Annotated in this window: 17 protein-coding genes and 1 other annotated feature; of the genes, 6 read left to right on the top strand and 11 right to left on the bottom strand. The window is 53.6% G+C overall.

Going from position 1 to position 20717, the window contains the following annotated elements:
* Positions 1-118 precede the first annotated feature (118 nt).
* Positions 119-598 carry a Cys-tRNA(Pro)/Cys-tRNA(Cys) deacylase YbaK gene (gene ybaK / locus OGV89_RS18005; protein WP_003021794.1) on the top strand — a complete coding sequence of 160 codons (480 nt, stop codon included), beginning with the start codon at positions 119-121 and terminating at the stop codon, positions 596-598.
* Between the two features lie 107 nt (positions 599-705).
* Here ybaK and ushA read toward each other — a convergent pair whose 3' ends face one another.
* Positions 706-2358 (bottom strand): bifunctional UDP-sugar hydrolase/5'-nucleotidase UshA, encoded by a 1653-nt coding sequence (gene ushA / locus OGV89_RS18000; protein WP_171862243.1) that lies wholly within the window; start codon positions 2356-2358, stop codon positions 706-708.
* A gap of 174 nt (positions 2359-2532) precedes the next feature.
* Between ushA and fsr the strand changes: the two genes are divergently transcribed.
* Together fsr and ybaL are read left to right on the top strand one after the other, a co-directional pair.
* Positions 2533-3753 carry a fosmidomycin MFS transporter gene (gene fsr, locus OGV89_RS17995; protein ID WP_003021788.1) on the top strand — a complete coding sequence of 407 codons (1221 nt, stop codon included), beginning with the start codon at positions 2533-2535 and terminating at the stop codon, positions 3751-3753.
* Positions 3754-3978: 225 nt separating this feature from the next.
* Entirely contained in the window at positions 3979-5658 is a 1680-nt protein-coding gene (gene ybaL / locus OGV89_RS17990) for a YbaL family putative K(+) efflux transporter (RefSeq protein WP_003835904.1), read from the top strand.
* A gap of 91 nt (positions 5659-5749) precedes the next feature.
* Here the strand turns inward: ybaL and gsk are convergent, their stop codons facing one another.
* A complete protein-coding gene (gsk, locus tag OGV89_RS17985; RefSeq protein WP_003021781.1) occupies positions 5750-7054 on the bottom strand; it encodes an inosine/guanosine kinase in 1305 nt (434 codons plus the stop codon).
* Between the two features lie 152 nt (positions 7055-7206).
* On the opposite strand from gsk, the gene aes reads away from it, so the two are divergent.
* Positions 7207-8166: an acetyl esterase gene (gene aes / locus OGV89_RS17980; protein WP_193339486.1), complete on the top strand. Its 960-nt coding sequence runs from the start codon at positions 7207-7209 to the stop codon at positions 8164-8166.
* Here the strand turns inward: aes and hemH are convergent.
* The 8 genes from hemH to OGV89_RS17940 all read right to left on the bottom strand — a co-directional run bounded on the left by hemH (position 8163) and on the right by OGV89_RS17940 (position 16407).
* A complete protein-coding gene (hemH, locus tag OGV89_RS17975) occupies positions 8163-9125 on the bottom strand; it encodes a ferrochelatase (RefSeq protein WP_003021775.1) in 963 nt (320 codons plus the stop codon). The genes aes and hemH overlap by 4 nt on opposite strands.
* Positions 9126-9288: 163 nt before the next feature.
* A complete protein-coding gene (gene adk, locus OGV89_RS17970) occupies positions 9289-9933 on the bottom strand; it encodes an adenylate kinase (protein WP_003021773.1) in 645 nt (214 codons plus the stop codon).
* A gap of 232 nt (positions 9934-10165) precedes the next feature.
* Positions 10166-12040 (bottom strand): molecular chaperone HtpG, encoded by a 1875-nt coding sequence (gene htpG / locus OGV89_RS17965; RefSeq protein ID WP_003021770.1) that lies wholly within the window; start codon positions 12038-12040, stop codon positions 10166-10168.
* A gap of 110 nt (positions 12041-12150) precedes the next feature.
* A complete protein-coding gene (gene recR / locus OGV89_RS17960) occupies positions 12151-12756 on the bottom strand; it encodes a recombination mediator RecR (RefSeq protein WP_003021767.1) in 606 nt (201 codons plus the stop codon).
* Positions 12756-13085 (bottom strand): YbaB/EbfC family nucleoid-associated protein, encoded by a 330-nt coding sequence (locus tag OGV89_RS17955; RefSeq protein WP_003021764.1) that lies wholly within the window; start codon positions 13083-13085, stop codon positions 12756-12758. Before OGV89_RS17955 ends, recR begins: the two co-directional genes overlap by 1 nt.
* A 57-nt stretch (positions 13086-13142) precedes the next feature.
* Positions 13143-15074 (bottom strand): DNA polymerase III subunit gamma/tau, encoded by a 1932-nt coding sequence (gene dnaX / locus OGV89_RS17950; RefSeq protein ID WP_003847532.1) that lies wholly within the window; start codon positions 15072-15074, stop codon positions 13143-13145.
* Positions 13746-13810, bottom strand: a sequence feature (DnaX frameshifting element). It overlaps the preceding gene by 65 nt.
* A gap of 210 nt (positions 15075-15284) precedes the next feature.
* Positions 15285-15836: an adenine phosphoribosyltransferase gene (gene apt, locus OGV89_RS17945; RefSeq protein ID WP_003021759.1), complete on the bottom strand. Its 552-nt coding sequence runs from the start codon at positions 15834-15836 to the stop codon at positions 15285-15287.
* A 193-nt stretch (positions 15837-16029) separates the two neighbouring features.
* Positions 16030-16407 carry a DUF454 family protein gene (locus tag OGV89_RS17940; protein ID WP_003847534.1) on the bottom strand — a complete coding sequence of 126 codons (378 nt, stop codon included), beginning with the start codon at positions 16405-16407 and terminating at the stop codon, positions 16030-16032.
* Between the two features lie 69 nt (positions 16408-16476).
* Between OGV89_RS17940 and priC the strand changes: the two genes are divergently transcribed.
* Together priC and rsmS are read left to right on the top strand one after the other, a co-directional pair.
* Positions 16477-17004: a primosomal replication protein N'' gene (gene priC, locus OGV89_RS17935; protein ID WP_003021753.1), complete on the top strand. Its 528-nt coding sequence runs from the start codon at positions 16477-16479 to the stop codon at positions 17002-17004.
* A 14-nt stretch (positions 17005-17018) separates the two neighbouring features.
* Positions 17019-17180: a pleiotropic regulatory protein RsmS gene (gene rsmS / locus OGV89_RS17930; RefSeq protein ID WP_003021750.1), complete on the top strand. Its 162-nt coding sequence runs from the start codon at positions 17019-17021 to the stop codon at positions 17178-17180.
* Positions 17181-17255: 75 nt separating this feature from the next.
* Here the strand turns inward: rsmS and mscK are convergent, their stop codons facing one another.
* Complete coding sequence (gene mscK / locus OGV89_RS17925) at positions 17256-20621, bottom strand: mechanosensitive channel MscK (RefSeq protein WP_003835917.1); 3366 nt, start codon at positions 20619-20621, stop codon at positions 17256-17258.
* Positions 20622-20717: the final 96 nt, after the last annotated feature.

Raw genomic sequence — 20717 nt, 5'->3', positions numbered from 1 at the left:
TTCGATTGTCGCTCAAAGTCATCATCCTGCCAATACTATTGCGCAAGATGGTACTATTTTTTAGACAGACATCAGGCGTATGCTTGAGTCGTATTTTGTCTGGGCCAGGAAAATTGCTATGACACCCGCCGTTAAATTACTCGAAAAAAACAAAATTTCTTTCCAGATCCACACCTACGATCACGATCCGTCCGAGACGAACTTTGGTGATGAAGTGGTGCGAAAGTTAGGTCTGAACGCGGACCAGGTTTACAAAACGCTGCTGGTTGCCGTGAATGGCGACATGAAGCATCTGGCGGTCGCCGTCACACCGGTAGCAGGTCAACTGGATCTCAAAAAGGTTGCCAAAGCATTGGGTGCCAAAAAGGTCGATATGGCCGATCCCATGGTCGCGCAACGCACTACCGGCTATCTGGTAGGCGGTATTAGCCCGCTGGGGCAGAAAAAAAGATTGCCGACGCTTATCGATGCGCCTGCCCAAACGTTTGACACCATTTATGTTTCCGGCGGCAAACGCGGGCTGGATATCGAACTGGCAGCGAGCGATCTGGCGAAAATTCTGGATGCGAAATTCGCCGATATCGCCCGCCGGGATTAAGCGGTTATAGAATGAATGCCTGATGGCGCGCAGCTTTAAGGCCTACAAATCGCACTGACCTGTAGGCCGGATAAGGTGCCAGCACCGCCATCCGGCACTCCGCCCTGTTACTGCCAGCTCACCTCACCCTTCGGCTCATACGCACTGGCATCCAGCGGTGAGTTCTTCTGTACGTACTCTTTCAGCACTTCCGCATCAATAAACCCGGTATTCACATAGCCTGGTTTGTTATCAATGCGCGGATAGCCATCACCGCCGGTGGCGTTGAAGCTCAGCGTTGCCATACGATAGGTTTTGGCTGGGTCAACAGGTTCGCCTTTGATTTTCAAATCGTTAAGTTTGCCGTCTTTCGCTACAAAGCTGACGTTGGCAAACTGCGGGTAGGCTCCGGAGTCCGGCTTCATTTGCGCCACCGCGGTCAGATAATCAATCACTTCTTTCCCGCTCATATCGGCATACACCACGATGTTGCCAAACGGCTGTACCTTCAGCACGCCCTTATAGGTGATATCGCCACCTTCGATGGAGTCACGGATACCGCCGCCGCTCATCACGCCAAAATCAGCGCTGGTTCGCGCCATTTGCGCAGCCAGCAGCAAGTGCCCCATATTGGTTTGCACGAAACGGACTTTGCTACGGTCGCCTTCGAGGCGCGCATTGACGCTACCGATTTTCACGTCGAGCTGCGCTTTACCTTTATTCTGGAACGGCGTCAGCAGCGAAAGCATTTGCTGATTTTCAATAATCTCCGGGGTGTAGAGTACGCGCTCACTTTTACCGTTGTCCCAGGTCACTTTTTTCTTCAGATTAACGGGAATGAGCTGGTAGTTAACCATTTTCATTTCGCCGTTACGGAACTCAAAGTCCGCCCGGCCCACGTATTTGCCCCACTCGTGTGCCTGTACAATCCAGATCCCATTTTGTTTATCTGGCGCACACGGCGTACCCGGTACGTAATCAACCTGCTTCTTATTTTCCGCAGCCATACACACCGGATCCTGCGAGTGGCCACCGACAATCATCGCCAGTGAACCTGCTGGCAGGCTGCGCGCCATTTCGACATCGCCAGGGGCGTTTGAGCCGTGGTTGCCGTTGTCATAATGTCCCATATGGGTGGTCGCGATAATGATGTCTGGCTTTTCACCCATATTCAGTTCCTGAATAACCAGTTTGGCTTCATCAGCAGGTTTACGGAATTCGATATCGGTAAAGAACTCGGGGTTGCCAATTTTCGCCGTATCGTCAGTGGTTAAACCAAGTACGGCAATTTTTAAATCCTGGCGCTTAAAGATGGCCCACGGTTTAAATAAACGCTCGCCGGAGCTTTTCTGATAAATGTTGGCCGAGAGAAACGGAAATTTGGACCATTTTTCCTGCTGGCGCAATACGCTAAGCGGATTATCAAACTCGTGGTTTCCGACCGCCATCGCATCATAGCCAATCAGGTTCATCCCGCGAAAATCAGGTTCCGCATCCTGCAGATCGGACTCCGGTACGCCGGTATTAATATCACCACCAGAAAGCAGCAGTACGCTGCCCCCTTCCTCAGCCACCTCTTTACGAATACCGTCCACCAGCGTTTTTTGCGCCGCCAGTCCGTATTCCCCATATTCGCTACGCCAGAAGTGACCGTGATGATCGTTGGTATGCAGAATGGTAATTTTGTAGGTTTTATCTTTTTCGTACGCTTGCGCTGGCTGACCTGCCAGCGTAAATGCGGCTAATAACGCCAGCGCCACGCCCCGTTTTAAAAACTTCATATTTCTCTCCCTGAGCCAAAATCAACGACTGAAATTACAATGATATGAAATAATAGTCGAAAATGTTTTCAGAAATGAGACTTCCTTCAAACACCTTCCGCAGGTATGTTAGTCAGGTAATAATAACAAATTAGATTACCCTCATAATCGCAACCCAAACAGAAGTGACTTTCTATGGCAATAAGTGAACCAACCCAGCCTGTGGCTGGCGCGTCAGCGTCGGTTGCTAAAGCACGCACCTCATTTGGCATTTTAGGAGCGATCAGCCTCTCCCATTTGCTAAACGATATGATTCAGTCGCTGATCCTGGCGATTTATCCGCTATTGCAGTCAGAGTTCTCGCTGACGTTTATGCAGATCGGGATGATCACCCTAACCTTCCAGTTAGCTTCTTCGCTGCTGCAACCGGTGGTGGGTTACTGGACGGACAAATACCCGATGCCGTGGTCGCTGCCCATAGGAATGTGCTTCACGCTGAGCGGGCTTGTTTTGCTGGCCATGGCCGGCAGCTTCCATATGGTGCTGCTCGCCGCGGCGCTGGTTGGCACCGGCTCTTCGGTATTTCACCCGGAATCGTCCCGTGTGGCGCGTATGGCCTCCGGCGGTCGCCACGGCCTTGCCCAATCGATTTTCCAGGTTGGCGGCAACTTCGGCAGCTCACTGGGACCGTTGCTGGCGGCTGTCATCATCGCGCCATATGGTAAGGGTAATGTGGCCTGGTTTGTTCTGGCTGCGCTATTAGCGATTGTCGTCCTGGCACAAATCAGCCGTTGGTATGCCGCGCAGCATCGGATGAGTAAAGGAAAGCCGAAGGTCGCTATCGTTAATCCGTTGCCGCGTAATAAAGTGGTGCTGGCTGTAAGCATCCTGCTGGTACTGATTTTCTCCAAATACTTCTATATGGCGAGCATCAGCAGCTATTACACCTTTTATCTGATGCAAAAATTCGGATTATCGGTACAAAACGCCCAGTTTCACCTGTTTGCCTTCCTGTTTGCCGTCGCGGCCGGGACGGTGATTGGCGGACCATTAGGCGATAAAATTGGCAGAAAATATGTTATTTGGGGGTCTATCCTCGGCGTTGCGCCATTTACCCTCGTTTTACCCTACGCAACGCTGGAATGGACCGGGATTTTAACCGTGATCATTGGTTTTATCCTCGCATCGGCGTTTTCTGCCATTCTGGTTTACGCACAGGAGTTGCTTCCTGGGCGTATCGGCATGGTTTCTGGGTTATTTTTCGGTTTTGCCTTCGGCATGGGTGGCTTGGGAGCCGCGGTGTTAGGGCTGATTGCCGACCATACCAGTATCGATTTGGTCTACAAAATATGTGCTTTCCTGCCACTTCTGGGGATACTGACCATATTCTTACCTGATAACCGACATAAAGCCTGATTTTCTGACGGCCAAAGGTAAACTTTGGTCGTCATCACTTACAGTGACCATCAGCGTTTGCCTCAAACATCCCCTCGTAGTTTTCCGATCCGTGCTTTTTTTCCTTTAAAATCCTGTTTTCTTCAAAATTCAATAATTATTCATAAACATAAACATTAAAATTGTCATAAACTATTACTCGCAGTTTGGGTTTTTAGGATCATCACAGCAACCAAAGGAGACGGAATGCATCACGCCACCCCGCTTATCACCACCATTGTCGGCGGCCTTGTACTCGCTTTTATATTAGGCATGATTGCCAATAAACTACGTATTTCTCCTCTGGTGGGATATCTGTTAGCGGGCGTTCTGGCCGGTCCATTTACACCTGGTTTTGTTGCTGATACTAAGCTCGCGCCTGAACTGGCCGAGCTTGGCGTTATTCTGCTGATGTTCGGCGTCGGGCTGCACTTTTCCCTGAAGGATTTGATGGCGGTAAAGTCAATCGCCATTCCCGGCGCGATTGCCCAGATAGCAGTGGCAACGCTGCTGGGTATGGCGCTTTCAGCTGTATTAGGCTGGTCGCTGATGGTGGGGATCGTGTTTGGTCTGTGTCTTTCAACCGCCAGCACCGTGGTGCTACTGCGTGCGCTTGAAGAACGACAGCTCATTGACAGCCAGCGCGGGCAAATTGCCATTGGCTGGCTGATTGTCGAAGATCTGATGATGGTACTGACGCTGGTTCTCCTGCCAGCCGTCGCCGGAATGTTGGAAAAAGAAGATGTCGGCTTCGCTTCTCTGGCTGTCGATATGGGCATTACCATCGGTAAGGTGGTGGCGTTTATCGCGATTATGATGCTGGTGGGTCGTCGCCTGGTACCGTGGATTATGGCCCGCAGCGCCGCAACCGGTTCACGCGAACTGTTTACCCTCTCAGTCCTCGCCCTCGCCTTAGGTATCGCCTTCGGCGCAGTAGAGCTGTTCGATGTCTCCTTTGCACTGGGCGCGTTCTTCGCCGGTATGGTGCTGAATGAATCTGAGCTGAGCCACCGTGCGGCGCATGACACCCTGCCGCTGCGCGATGCGTTCGCCGTGCTGTTCTTCGTTTCCGTCGGAATGCTGTTCGATCCGTTAGTCCTGATCCAGCAGCCGTTGGCAGTACTGGGCACGCTGGCGATTATCATCTTTGGTAAATCCCTTGCCGCCTATTTCCTGGTGCGCATGTTTGGTCACTCTCAACGCACGGCGCTCACCATTGCCACCAGTCTGGCGCAAATTGGTGAATTTGCCTTTATCCTGGCGGGTCTGGGAATGGCGTTAAACCTGCTGCCGCAGGCCGGACAGAATCTGGTGCTGGCAGGGGCAATCCTGTCCATAATGCTCAACCCGGTGCTGTTCGCGGTGTTAGAAAAATATCTCGCCAAAACAGAAACGCTGGAAGAGCAGACTCTGGAAGAGGCTATCGAAGAAGAGAAGCAAATTCCGGTGGATATCTGCAATCACGCCCTGCTGGTTGGCTTTGGTCGCGTCGGCAGCCTGCTGGGTGAGAAATTGATGGCTGCCGGGATCCCGCTGGTGGTTATCGAAACCTCACGTACCCGGGTGGATGAACTGCGCGAGCGTGGGATCCGCGCGGTGCTGGGAAATGCCGCTAACGAAGAGATTATGAATCTGGCGCATCTGGATTGCGCACGCTGGCTGTTGCTAACCATTCCGAATGGCTATGAAGCGGGTGAAATTGTCGCTTCCGCTCGTGAGAAGTGCCCGTCGATTGAGATTATCGCCCGCGCACATTATGACGATGAGGTGGAATATATTACCGAGCGCGGAGCCAATCAGGTCGTCATGGGCGAGCGTGAAATCGCCCGTACCATGCTGGAGCTAATTGAAACGCCGCCTGCCGGTGAAGTTGCTACCGCCAGTTAATGTTACGTGCCGGATGGCGGCGTAAAACGCCTTATCCGGCCTGCTATTGCTACGCGTAGGCCCGATAAGCGTAGCGCCATCGGGCAAGAACTCAGCGATCCCAGTACGACTCTTCGAGACTGTCTTCACGTTCCGGCAAACCGCGCGTCAGGCGCGGTGAATGCTGGTTCAGCACCTGGTAACTCACGCGGTTAGCATATTTACACACCTGGGCTAGCGACGAATAGGTCAGCCAGGTGAACTTGTGCTTGCTGGAGTTAGGCACGTTACTGCGGTGATAGCTGTTGGCAGTAATATCATGCAGCAATGCCGCCAGCGCGCCGTCGCCAGCACCGTTGGTATTCATTATCTTTTCTGGCCCGCCCATATACGGTGCAATGTGCGAATACACACGCAGCGGATTGGTACAGTCTTTATGGCGCATGGCGCGGCTGAATTCGTACTGATTGAATTCGGCAATCGCTCCAGGCAGCAGCGGATGCTGGGTTTTACGTTTGACTTCTTCTTCCGTAAAGCCCGCCATATACAGACCCGCCGGACCCGCAGTGCACAGCACCAGATCCACCCAGTCCAGCGCCTTGTCAGACGCCAGCAGCGGATCGTTCTCGCCGGTCAGCGCTTCAGCCTCTTCTTCATTCATCGCCAGAATAGAGACATGCTCTTTGAGGAATGCCTGCCACCACTGCGGGTTATCGGCAATGACGAATTTGGTGCCCAGCGTCAGTACCACCGGCACATTGTGTTTTTTAGCGTATTCAATCGCCTTCATGGTCGCTTCCGGCATCGGCTCGCCCGGCTCGCAGCGCACCAGATAGGACGTCAGCACCAACGCGGACGCTCCGGCAATCACCGACTCAGGGATGCTATCCGCCCGTAGCTTATTCATATGCCCAGGGCTGATTGCGAAGGTACGCTCTCCGGATTCACCAATCAGCGTAAAGCAACGACCAATCGGTCCATTAACGCCTTGCAGGTAGTTCAGATCGGTACGGCTGGAGGTATTGCATAAATAGCGGTACGCATAGCTGCCAATCTCGATATTGCTGCACATCACGCCCAGCAGCACCGAGCGGTCATCCGCCAGCACGGAGTAGTTGTGCATCGTGTTACCGATCGTACCGCCCGCAAACTGATGGGTGATCAAATTTTCACGCACCAGTTCCTGATAGAGCGCTTCCGCGACATCATCGGCAATCACCAGAGAATGCCCGGCGCTTAATCCATAACGTTTTACAAAGTCATCATCCACTTTGGCTTCAATATCCACCAGCGTCTGGTCGATGCCCACCACCCAGGCTGCGCTGGTTTCATTTTCTGGCTGAATTTGTTGCAACAACGGATCGCGCGCGCTGACGGGAAAATAGTGTTTGGATTTACGTTTACCGGGAAATTTCATGGTCGATTTTACGGGTGGTTAACTGAGCGATGCATGGTAGCACATTCCCTGCAGCGCATGCGATGCGACGCTGAGTTTCAATATCGGACGGTGAGATCGCAGTTTATCCGGGATTAATTTCTACAATAACTCACCTTCACAAGGAGCGTTTTATGAAGCCGGAAAACAAAATCCCCGTACTCGACAAAATTTCGGATGAAATGAAAAGCGTGGTGAATTTTCATCGCGACGATTTGCCGCCGTGGCCCGCTGCCGATGACTTCGTGGCCCAGCGCCAACACTACATTCATGAGCGGCGACTGTGGAATGCCGATGCCCCGCAGATGCATACCCGAGAATGCGTGATTTCTACCGCGTGCGGCCCCGTTGCCACACGCATCTACGCTCCGCAGCCCCAAAGCCAGGCCACGCTGTATTACCTGCACGGCGGCGGTTTTATTCTCGGTAATCTGGATACCCATGACCGGATTATGCGTTTACTGGCGCACTACACCCAGTGCACAGTTATTGGCATCGACTATTCGCTGTCGCCGGAAGCGCGCTACCCACAAGCCATCGAAGAGATCGTCGCCGTTTGCCAGTACTATCATCAACATGCTGGCGACTATTCCCTCAATATCAATACGATTGGTTTTGCGGGCGATTCCGCCGGAGCCATGCTGGCGCTTGCCAGTGCGCTGTGGCTGCGGGATAAACGCATTGCTTGCGGCAAGGTGGCTGGCATACTGTTGTGGTATGGGCTTTACGGGCTACAGGATTCACTGAGCCGACGGCTGATGGGCGGAGCGTGGGATGGGTTAACCCGCGAGGACTTGCAGATGTATGAAAACGCGTACCTACGTAGCGCTGACGATCGCGAGTCACCGTACTATTGCCTGTTTAATAACGACCTGACGCGTGACGTGCCGCCGTGTTTTATCGCCGGCGCGGAGTTCGATCCACTGATTGACGATAGCCGCTTATTATTCCAGACGTTACAGGCGCATCAGCAGCCCTGCCAGTACAAAATGTATCCCGGTACGCTGCACGCCTTCCTGCACTATTCGCGGGTGATGAAAACCGCCGATGAAGCTCTGCAGGACGGCGCGCGTTTCTTTAAGCAACAGCTTTAGCGGTAGGCGGCGGTCAGTTTAACCATCATTTCGATATGTTCCGGTGTGGCATTCAACGCCGGAATATACTCATATTGCTTACCGCCAGCCTCAAGGAAAATCTCCCGGTTTTGCACCGCTATCTCTTCCAGCGTTTCGAGGCAATCAGCCGCGAAGCCCGGACACATAACCTGGATATGTCGGGTTCCTTTCTCCGCCAGCATTTTTAACGTTTCGTCGGTATACGGCGTCAGCCATGGTTCGCGGCCAAAGCGAGACTGGAAGGTCATCATGACTTTTTCCGGCGGCAGACCAAGCGCTGAAACCAGCTCACGCGTCGTATCGCGACAGCGCTGCGGGTAGTCATCGCCTTCATCGGCGTAGCGCTGCGGAATGCCGTGGTAGGAGAGCAGCAGTAAATCAGGTTCGCCATGTTGAGCGAATGAATCCCGGGCACTCTTGGCCAGCGCATCAATGTAGCTGCTGTCATCGGCGTAATCACGAATAAAAGAGACGCCGGGAATACCACGTTTACGCGCTAAGATGCGCGCCAGCTCGTCCCAGACTGCTGCAACCGTCGAACAGGAATATTGCGGGTACAGCGGTAACACCACCATGTGTTCCACTCCGCTTGCCAACAGTTCATCGACCGCGCTTTCGAGCGATGGCGAACCGTAGCTCATCCCCAGCGCGACAGGGGTATCAGGCAGACGTTGTGCCAGCGCCTGCTGTTGCGCCTTGCTGTAGACCATCAGCGGGGAACCGTCTTCCATCCAGATTGACTGGTACAGCTTTGCCACACGCGGCGCTCGCAGCGGCAAAATCACACCACGCAGCAGCGGCCACCACAGTGCAGGGGACGTATCAACTACGCGTGGATCGCTTAAAAACTGGCGCAGGTAGCGCTTAACGGCTTCGGGAGTTGGGGCATCGGGAGTGCCGAGGTTTGCCAGCAGGATACCGGTTTTCGTCTGACGCATTACCGCCTCTTATCGATTCAAATTGTTGATAATTGTAGCGGAAAAGCGGTAAAGAAGAACTAATTGCTGTGAAAGGTAAGACGAGAATTTGCCTGATGGCGATGCGCTTATCAGGCCTACGAGATAATGGCAGACCTGATAAGAGGTTTATTACGCGAAAAAATTAGCCGAGGATTTTTTCCAGCGCTGCGCGCACGTCAGCCACGGCCTGAGTGCCGTCAACTTTCGCGTATTTGGTGTTACCCGCCTGCGCTTCTTTAGAGTAGTAGCCGATCAGCGGTGCGGTCATCTGATGGTATTCCACCAGGCGCTTACGTACGGTCTCTTCCTGATCGTCTTTACGGGTGGTCAGCTCTTCGCCGGTCACGTCGTCTTTGCCTTCAACCTTAGGCGGGTTGAATTTGATGTGGTAAACGCGGCCAGAAGCAGCGTGTACGCGGCGACCGACGATACGGTCAACGATCAGTTCGTCAGGTACGTCAAACTCCAGAACGTAGTCCACGTTGATGCCCGCTTCTTTCATGGCGTCTGCCTGCGGAATAGTACGCGGGAAGCCATCAAGCAGGAAACCATTACGGCAGTCTTCCTGAGCAATACGCTCTTTTACCAGCGCGATCACCAGCTCATCAGTCACCAGCTTACCGGCGTCCATGATGTCTTTCGCTTGTTTGCCCAGCTCGGAGCCAGATTTCACGGCGGCACGCAGCATATCACCGGTGGAGATTTGCGGAATACCATACTTCTCCATGATGAACTGAGCCTGAGTTCCTTTACCCGCGCCCGGAGCGCCAAGCAGAATGATACGCATTACGAAAATCCCCTTAAAGGTTGTCGATATTTTTTAAAAAGCGCTAAACGATACCACCATCACGCAATTGGCTCAAGGAAGGTAGTCTGCGCTGAAACGGTTAATGGCGGGAAAATTGAAAATAAGGAAAGAAATTGCCGGATGGCGGTGTAAACACCTTATCCGGCCAACGATCAAAAAGATGTTGTAGGCCGGATAAGCGTTAGCGCCATCCGGCATTACATTACAGGTATCAGGATACCAGCAACTGGTTCATACGACGAATGAACTGGTTCGGGTCTTCCAGCGTGCCGCGCTCGGCAAACAGCGCCTGATCCAGCAGCAGCTCAACCCACTCTTTGAACTGTGCTTCGTCCTGAGTATCCGCCGTGCGTTTTACCAGCACGTGGTCCGGGTTCAGTTCAAAGATATATTTCACTTCCGGTACGGCCTGGCCCGCAGCGGCAAACAGTTTCGCCATCTGGGTGCTCATTTCATCCGCATCGGTGGTAACGATGGCTGGCGTGTCGGTCAGACGGTGAGTCAGACGCACTTCTTTCACGCGGTCACCCAACAGGGTTTTCACACGCTCAACGAACGGCGTCAGCGCTTTTTCCGCTTCTTTTGCCGATTCGTCAACTTCATCCGCCAGCTTGTCGATGGACTCGTCAGCTTTAGCAACGGACTGGAATGCCTTACCGTCGAACTCGGTCAGGTAGTTCATCATCCACTCATCGATGCGGTCAGAAAGCAGCAGCACTTCGATGCCTTTCTTACGCAGCAGTTCCAGGTGCGGGCTGCTCTTCGCCGCCGCATAGCTGTCTGCAGTGATGTAGTAGATTTTCTCCTGCCCTTCTTTCATTCGCGACACGTAATCTTCCAGCGACACGGTTTGCGCGGAGGAGTCAGTGTGCGTAGACGCGAAGCGCATCAGTTTAGCGATCGTTTCCTGGTTGGCGTGGTCTTCCGCCGGGCCTTCTTTCAGCACCAGGCCGAACTGCTTCCAGAAGGTCTGGTATTTTTCCGCGTCGTCTTTCGCCAGTTTTTCCAGCATCTGCAGTACGCGTTTGGTCAGCGCGCTGCGCAGGTTACGAGTGACGGTGCTGTCCTGCAGGATCTCGCGAGAAACGTTCAGCGGCAGATCGTTAGAATCTATCAGACCGCGGACAAAGCGCAGGTAGTTCGGCATGAACTGCTCGGCATCGTCCATGATGAAGACACGCTGGACGTACAGTTTCAGACCATGCTTGTGATCGCGGTTCCACATATCCCACGGCGCCTGCGACGGGATATACAGCAGGCTGGTGTACTCCTGCTTACCTTCCACACGGTTGTGGCTCCAGGTCAGCGGGTCAGTGAAGTCGTGGGCGATGTGCTTGTAGAATTCGTTGTACTCGTCGTCTTTGATTTCCGACTTGTTACGGGTCCACAGCGCCTGCGCCTTGTTGATTTTTTCCCAGGAAACCACGGTCTCGCCGTCTTTCTCTTCGGATTTTTCGATCTCTACCGGCAGCGCAATATGGTCGGAATATTTGCTGATGATGGAACGTACGCGCCAGTCATCGAGGAACTCGTCTTCGCCTTCACGCAGATGCAGAGTAATTTCGGTACCACGGTCTTCTTTGGTAATATCAGCAACGGTGTACTCACCCTCGCCCGCAGACTCCCAGAACACGCCGTTTTCCGGTTTATCACCCGCAGCACGGGTACGCACGGTGACTTTGTCCGCCACGATGAAGGCAGAGTAGAAACCAACCCCGAACTGACCAATCAACTGGCTGTCTTTCGCCTGATCGGAGCCCATGGATTCGAGGAAAGATTTGGTGCCGGATTTCGCAATGGTCCCCAGATGATCGATAACGTCATCACGGTTCATCCCCACGCCGTTATCGGCAATGGTCAACGTACGCTTATCTTTATCGAAGGAAACACGCACACGCAGCTCACCGTCACCTTCATACAGGTCCGGGTTAGACAGTGCGCGGAAACGCAGCTTGTCTGCCGCATCCGAGGCGTTAGAGATAAGCTCACGCAGGAAGATTTCTTTATTGGAATACAGAGAATGGATCATCAGGTGCAGAAGCTGTTTTACTTCTGACTGAAAACCACGAGTTTCTTGTCCTTTCATGTAGATCTACCTCAACAATGCCATATTCAATGGTAAAAACACGTTGAGGGTGAAATGGGGACAAGCGGGAAGGATTTCAAGCGGAAGCCGCCGTCGCGGCCTCCGTTTGTTCAGAATTTAATCTTGTGTCGTCCTGCCAGAGAGTGCGACAGCGTGGTGCCATCGACCATTTCCAGCTCGCCGCCTACCGGAACGCCATGGGCGATACGGCTGGCTTCAACGCCATATTGCATGCAAAGCTCAGCAATATAGTTGGCGGTCGCCTCTCCTTCGACCGTGGGATTGGTCGCCAGAATCAGTTCGTTGATTTGCTCAGACGCCAGTCGCTGTTCAAGACGATCCAGCCCAATATCATCAGGCCCGATACCGTCCAGCGGCGACAGGTGTCCCATCAGCACGAAGTAACGTCCGGAAAATTGCCCGGTTTGCTCAATGGCGTAGATGTCCGCCGGACTCTCCACCACGCAAATCTGACCGTTTTCCTGGCGACGCGGGTTCGAACAGATGTTGCAGACGTCCTGCTCCGTGAAGGTGCGGCAATCGGCACAGTGGCCGATTTCCGACATCGCCTTCGTTAACGCCTGCGCCAGACGCATCCCGCCGCTGCGATCGCGCTGAAGCAGCGTGAACGCCATGCGCTGCGCCGACTTCGGGCCAACGCCCGGCAGACAGCGCAGTGCTTCCATAAGCTGAGTTAACAGCGGGCTGGTTTGCATCAGAACGGCATCTTAAAGCCAGGCGGCAGCTGCATTCCGGAAGAAACAGAGGCCATCTTCTCTTTCTGCGTCTCTTCAATGCGACGCGCCGCGTCGTTGAATGCCGCAGCAACCAGGTCTTCCAGCATCTCTTTGTCGTCTTCCAGCAGGCTTGGATCGATCTCCACGCGACGGCAGTTATGCGCGCCGTTGATGGTCACTTTTACCAGACCCGCGCCAGATTCGCCGGTCACCTCCAGCTTGGCGACTTCTTCCTGCATCTGCTGCATTTTTTCTTGCATCTGCTGGGCCTGTTTCATCAGGTTACCCAGACCGCCTTTACCAAACATAGGCTTCTCTCTCAATCACGTTAAGGGATGACGACCGTCAAACCATTAGGCTGACGATCAAATGGGGCGAATACTCTCTTCGTCCAGCTCCGCATCGAAAAAACGACGCAGCGTCTGGATGTTATTATCCGCAATAATCGACTCACGCGCCTGCGCGAGCTTCTCTTCATAAATGGCCTGACGCCACTCCAGCGGCGTGCGCACCGCAGGATTATCATCTTCAACGATGGTCAATTCAACCGTTGACCCCGTTAAGGAACTCAGTGCTTCGGCCAGTTTTTGCTGCGCGCCGCTGGAATTAAGGTGTCGCTGCGTGGAACGCAGGTGCAGGCAAACCACGTTGCCATTCTCTTCTTTCCAGGCATTAAGCGCCACCTGCTCCACCAGTTTAGGCAGCGAGAGCTGGCTCACCTGGGCGGCCCACGGGTCGCGTTCAATGGCTTCAGCCGCAAGCTTTGCCGCCAGTTCCGGCGTTTTTTCATGCTCGAGCGCTTTTTTCAGCGCTTTCGGCGTGGCGACGACTTCTTTGACTTCTGCAACAGGATTGGTCGCTTTCCAGCGATACGCTTCTTTCTTCGCCGGTGCTTTTTCCAGCGCAGAGACTGCCGGACGCGCCTGAACACGTTCCGACACCGAAGCCAGTCTTTCCAGCGCAGCATTATTCACCGGCCGCGCGCGGGAAGCGGCTGCCGGTTCACTCTTTTTTGCTTTGGTTGCTCCCTGAGCACGTTGCAGTTGACTGCGCGCCGCCAGCACCTGACTGGTGGCATCGGAAAGCGGCACATTCTGTTGCTGTTGCGCTGGCGCAGGTTGCTGCTGTGGCACCTGCGTCGGGGTCATCACCGCTGTGGGTGCGACCGGGGCAAACGACTGGCGCGGGACTTCAGGTTCCGGGAGCGGCATGCGCGGATGAAAAGCCAGCGCACGCAGCAGCGTCATTTCGACGCCCATTCGCCTGTCCGGCGCATACGGCAGTTCTTTGCGCCCGATTAACAGGGTCTGGTAGTAAAGCTGCACATCGGTAGGCGGTACAATTCGCGCCAGTTCACGCATACGCAGTTCAATGGCGGCCATATCGCTACCGAGCGCGGCAGGTGAAAGCTGAACCATCGCAATACGATGCAGCAAAGCCGACATCTCAACCAGCAGCGCTTCCCATTCGATACCACGCGCGGCGGCGTCGTTTACCAGCGTCATCACGCGTTCGCCGTCCGCAGCCACAACCGCTTCAACAAGCGAGAGCGCCTGGTCGTCGTCCAGCGTGCCGAGCATGGTGCTGACCGCGTCGGTCGAGACCTGACCATCGCCGCTGGCAATCGCCTGATCGGTCAGGCTTAGCGCATCGCGCAGGCTGCCGTCTGCGGCGCGAGCCAGCAGTTGCAGCGCACGGGGTTCATGGGCGATATGCTCTTCTTTGAGAATATGCTCAAGCTGATGGCGAATCTGTTCGACATCCAGCGCTTTAAGATGGAATTGCAGACAGCGCGACAGGATGGTCACCGGCAGCTTCTGCGGATCGGTGGTCGCCAGCAGGAATTTGACGTGCGCGGGCGGCTCTTCGAGCGTTTTCAGCAAGGCGTTAAAACTGTGGCGCGACAGCATGTGCACTTCGTCGATCAAATAGACCTTAAAGCGACCGCGCGCGGGCGCATACTGAACGTTATCCAGCAGATCGCGAGTATCTTCGACTTTGGTGCGTGAGGCGGCATCGATTTCAATCAAATCGACAAAACGCCCCTGCTCAATTTCCCGGCAGTTATCGCACACGCCGCACGGCGTAGCGGTGATGCCAGTTTCACAGTTTAATCCCTTCGCCAGCAAGCGGGCGATAGAGGTTTTTCCGACGCCACGGGTGCCGGAAAACAAATAAGCATGATGAATACGCCCTAACGACAAGCCGTTCGCCAGTGCCGTCAGCACATGTTCCTGGCCGACGACGTCAGCAAAGGTTTGTGGGCGCCATTTTCGGGCTAAGACCTGATAACTCATTGGCAGGCTCTGAAAGGCTGGAGGGTGGATTCACAGGAGGGTAATGCTAACACAACCTCGCAGCAACGGCGAGGTTGACACGTTATATTCGGGCGTTATCGTTGCAGTCAGTTTGGTTTCGGGCAGCGCACAGAAACCGGAGCGTACACGCAGTACGTGAGGATTTCGAGCACTGACCGGGGCCAAAATGGCAAAAAAGATAGCCCTAAATTAGTGGCCCGGGAATGGAACCAGGCTATAACAGGTCAGCCCCTGCTTTTCCAGACGCTGCTCGCCGCCCAGATCAAACAGGTTAATGATAAAGGCAGCATCGGTCACTTCGCCACCCAGGCGGCGGATCAGCTTCACGGTCGCTTCAATCGTGCCGCCAGTTGCCAGAAGATCGTCCACAACCAGGACTTTATCACCCGGTTTGATGGCATCAACGTGGATTTCCAGCTGATCGGTGCCGTACTCCAGCTCATAGGTCTCAGCAATAACTTCACGCGGAAGCTTACGCGGTTTGCGTACCGGAACAAAGCCGACGCCCAGCCCCAACGCTACCGGCGCGCCAAACAGGAAGCCACGCGCTTCGGTGCCAACCACTTTAGTGATCCCCGCATTTTTGTAGCGCTCAACCAGCAATTCAATGCTGAGGGCGTAGGCTTTCGGATCTTCCAGTAAACTGGTGACATCACGGAAAAGAATGCCCGGTTTTGGGTAGTCGTGGATGCTTTTGATGCTATTTTTGAGAAACTCAAGCTGCTGTGCAGTCGCGGTCATAAGTTTGTGCCTGATTAATACAGTATTACTTCACGGCGCACTATACACTTCATCCTCGACGTATCTTGAATGATTTTGTGTCTATATTAGGGCCAAGGTTACACTTGGTTAACCTTTGACCATCTGCGCCTGTGCTCGAAAACGGTCGAATTTACTGGCTGCGAGAGACAATTGCAACAGCGATTATTGCGCTTTACTGCTTTTGTTGTTTTTCATCAATCACCGGGATCCGCCACATAAAAATCAGTAAACAGGCGAGAATAACCAGCAGCAGGCCGCGTACCCACATCATATTGACCAGCCAGAGGGAAATAGCAAACGTCACCAGAATCAACAAAATAGCGCGCGGTTTTGCTCCCGGCGGCATCGCGCGATGTTTTTGCCAGTGACGCAGATACCCGCCGAACCACGAACGGTAAAGCAACCAGTCGTGAAAACGCGGCGATGAGCGGGCAAAACACCAGGCGGCCAGCAGTATAAACGGCGTCGTCGGCAACAGAGGCAATACTACGCCCAGCGTACCTAGCACTACCGCTATCCAGCCAATGATGATTAGAATAATGCGTTGCATAATATCAGTACTTAACACAGAGAATCGCTACTTTAGCATAACAGTTCTCATTTTCATCGGAGTGTTGTTGTGAAAACCGCCATGCTGTTACAGACGCTCGAAAACCAGCTTAACCGCCTGCGACAGCGTTGTGCTCCGCTGGCGCACCACACAACGCTTAGCGCCCGCTTTGACAGGCATCTGTTTCACACGCGCAGCACATTGCTGCAGGCCTGCCTGGATGAAGCTGACGATAATCTTACTGCCCTACGTCGCGCCGTTGAGCAGCAACAACTACCACAAATCACCTGGCTTGCGGAACACCTTGCCTCACAGTTAGAGGCGATTTCACGTGAAACTGCCAGTTGGTCGCTACGCGAGTGGGACAGCGCATCTCCAGGTCTGGCGCGCTGGCAGCGCAAGCGGGTCCAACATCAGGAGTTTGAACGCCGTCTGGTTGAAATGACGCGTGAACGCAAAGAGCGTCTGGCTCAGGCTACCGGCTTTGCAGAACAGCAAAAACTGCATCGTGAAGTAGAAGCATTCGAGGCGCGACTGGCGCGCTGCCGTCATGCTCTGGCAAGAATAGAAAACGTGTTGGCGCGTTTAACCCGTTAATCCCCGGAGAATTTATGTCATTAGAGAACGCCCCGGACGAGGTCAAACTGGCCGTCGATTTGATTGTTTTACTTGAGGAAAATCAGGTTGCACCTGAAACCGTACTGAAGGCGCTGGAGATTGTTAAACGGGATTACGAAAAGAAACAGCTCTCTTCTTCAAAAAACGCGCTATAGCTGAAATGCCTGATAGCGTTGCACTTACCAGGCCTACGAATGAATCGAAGCTCGCAGGCCTGATGAGTTTTTCTATTAACCTACCGAAGGCGTCGGATCATCACCTTTAATGATGTCACGCTTAACCTCGGTCACGGTGTCGCCCTTCGCGTTGTGCAGGTGCACTTCAAGCTGGTTAAAGGCGATATCAATGTCGTTTTCACGGCACAAACGATCGACCGCACGGTTCAGTTCATCAACCGTGTGACTACGATCGCGCAGTTCACGCACGTATAAACGCAGTTCATGATCCAGCGTGCTGGCGCCGAAGGCGGTAAAGAACACAGCAGGCTCCGGATCGTGCATCACTTTCGGGTGTTCCATCGCCGCCTGCAGCAGCACTTTCTTCACTTTGTCCAGATCCGAACCGTAGGCCACGCCGATGCGGATCACCAGACGCGTGGTGGTATCGGAAAGCGACCAGTTGATCAAACGCTCCGTCACAAAGGCTTTGTTCGGGATGATCACCTCTTTGCGATCGAAGTCGGTAATGGTGGTGGCACGGATACGGATCTTGCTGACCGTTCCTGAGAACGTACCGATAGTCACGGTATCGCCGATGCGGACCGGGCGTTCAAACAGAATAATCAGACCCGAAACAAAGTTACCGAAGATTTCCTGCAAACCAAAACCAAGACCAACCGACAGGGCTGCTGCCAGCCACTGTAGCTTATCCCACGAAACACCGAGCGATCCGAAGACCGTCATCGCGCCGATGGCGATGATCGCGTAGTTAAGGATCGTGGTGATCGCATACGAAGCGCCCTGACGCATCTTCAGTCGCGAGAGCACCAGCACTTCCAACAGGCCGGGTAAGTTACGGATCAGCGCCCACGCGACCATTGAGGCAATAATCGCAAACAGCAGGCTACCCATGGTGACGTCTTTCACCACTGCCGCACCCGCTTCGGTACCGTTGTAATGCCAGAGCGTAATGCTGTCGAGATAGCTGAACACGGTGATCAAATCAGACCAAATGGCCCAGAACAAGACACCAAACAGGGCAACCATCACCAGCATAGTTATACGCAGCGTTTGCTGGTTAACCTGCTCAAGCGCGATGGTCGGTTCTTCCTGCGGTTCGGCACCTTCCGCTCCTTCTTTCACCAGGTTCTGACGACGTGCCAGCGCGCGACGCCAGGCGATACGGCGTGCCGCGACGCTCAACCCACGCAGCACGGTCTGGTACAGCAGGTTCCAGAGAATGACCAGATAAACCGTTTCAATCCAGCGTCCCGCCAGGCGCAGCGTGGTGTAGAAATAGCCGGTCGCCGTCAGCACCATTAATGCTATCGGGATAATAGACAGCACGGTAATCGTCACCAGACGCAGACCATGCGACTCTTTATCACGCCAGCTTTCGCGGCACATTGGCCATACCAGGAAGGCGATCAGCAGCAGGTTGAGGAAAATCACCACCTGACCCAGCACATCGTCCATCAGATTGAGCGGTGACAGTTCAGCAATGACCGACCAAAAATTAAGCGGCAACAGCGCCAGGCTAATACGCACGATTTGGCGGCGCCAATGGCTAGTTTGTTTTGCTGGCATACCAAAATGACGAATTGCCACGCCATCTTTTTCCAGCACCTTCCAGCACAGACCAAACACCAGCCAGAAGACGGTCATCTTCTTACTGAACGCCCACAGCAGGTCGCTGATATTCAACTGCATGGTAAGCAGAATCAGACCTACCGCGAGGATAATCAGGCACGCCGGCAAGGCTCTGATGAGATCGATCAGAATCGCTTTTGGCGTGTTGAGCTGACTGTCATTACGCAGGTTACCCACCGCAGCGGCTAATTTCGCCTGATACTCTTTCAACCATTTCAGACGCCAGCGGATTAACCCGGCAATGAGCAGCAGCGGCAATCCCGCCAGGAACGCAATAAATACTGCGGGCCACGCTTTTTCCCAGTTCACCGTGATTTTCATCGACTTAAACTGGTCTTTAAGCGTTTGCGGGAAAGCTTTGATCCAGTCCCAGTCCATCGGACGGTTACTGTTAACCCAGAAAATCTGCTGCGTGAGGATCCCTTTCAGGTTTTTCGACACGCTCATTAACTGCTGCTGGTTAATTTGCAGATTAATCGCCATCATCAGCTGGTTGCCCAGTTGCTTATTGAGCTGATCCAACAGTTCACGACGCATATCCACAACCTGCAGTAAGGCATCATGGACTTCGCCGTTAACTTCGTTGCTGTGCCCTTCTTCCAGTTTGGCGACAAACGCATCATTCTGGAACAGCGCGTCGCGCTGCTGGTTGACCTCGAACTGCTCCAGACGCAAGTCGGCGATCCGGTTGGTCATATCGGCAAGTTCATCCGCCGACGGCAGCGTTTGTTGTTGCTGATACAGAATACGCGACAGCAGCAGACTGCCTTTCAGAACGGCGATCTGTTCTTTAATGTTGCGTTCGGATTGCAGCGCGCGGTCAAGCCAGTTTTTGACTTTGATATTTTGCTGCATCAGGCTGTTGCCGTTTTCGGTCGCGGCAATCAGACGCTGGCTGAGCTGATGGTTAACATCAAGCTCCTGCTTCACTAACGGATTGGACTGAATACGCTCGGCTTCATCCGGCGTGACTGCTTCCTGCGCCGTTTTTTCGGTTAACGTCAGTCGCTTGCTGTTCACCGCTTCCTGCAGGAGCTGGAGCTGATGCTCAAGGCGGTTACTGTTCGCCGTCACGTAATCACGTTGTTTTTGCAAGGTATCTTGCAAAATCGTATTACCTTCAAGGCTCTTACGCTGTTGGTCGATCTGCGCATTCAGCAGCGCCTGCTGCGCCTGTAACAGCACCTGCTGGCTGGGGCGTAAAGCACCTTCGCCTACATTAGTGCCATCAAGTCGGTTGCGGATTTGCTGCATCTGCTGCGACGCGGTGTACATCGCATTTTGTACGCGCTCTGGCTGAGTCTGGAGCGACACCAGCTGGCTGTTATACGTGGCCAGATCGTTTTGCGAGCTTTGCAGGTCATCGAGCACCTGCGCGACGCGTGACTCAAGCTGTCGTAAGGAAAGCGTGCTCAGCGTTTTTCGCGTTTCGTCGTCATTGTCGACATCGCTGAGCGAATTTAGCGCATCCGTCGCCTGGCGCATTTTCTCCGGCGCCTGGGCCACTTTCTGGCGAAGCTGTACGGTCTCATCTTTCACGCGATCGATTTTATCCAGCGTGGCGATAGTATCGATGAGATCCTGTTGGACCAGCTTATCCTGCGCGGAGAGATCTTTTTGTTTACTCAGTGCGTCCAGTTGGCTCTGAATATCTGCTTTCGTCGGCAGTTCACCACTCTGTTGCGCCCGCGCAAATGCAGATGACTGGCAGGATAACAATAGAATGAAGAAAAGTATGCTAATAGCAATTACATGCTGTGAACGTTTATAGAGCTGCAACATAGTCATGAGAATGAATGTTTCTGAACCGGGAAAGTGACCGGAAATAGTCAAGCGGCAAGAATATCACGGCTGTGACCGGCAGAATAGCAGCAGGCAAAACGA

The sequence above is a fragment of the Citrobacter sp. Cf125 genome (genome assembly GCF_030333935.1).
GTDB lineage: Bacteria > Pseudomonadota > Gammaproteobacteria > Enterobacterales > Enterobacteriaceae > Citrobacter > Citrobacter freundii.
The sequence above is the reverse complement of the archived record's forward strand: the minus strand, read 5'-3'. Positions and strand labels throughout refer to the sequence as shown.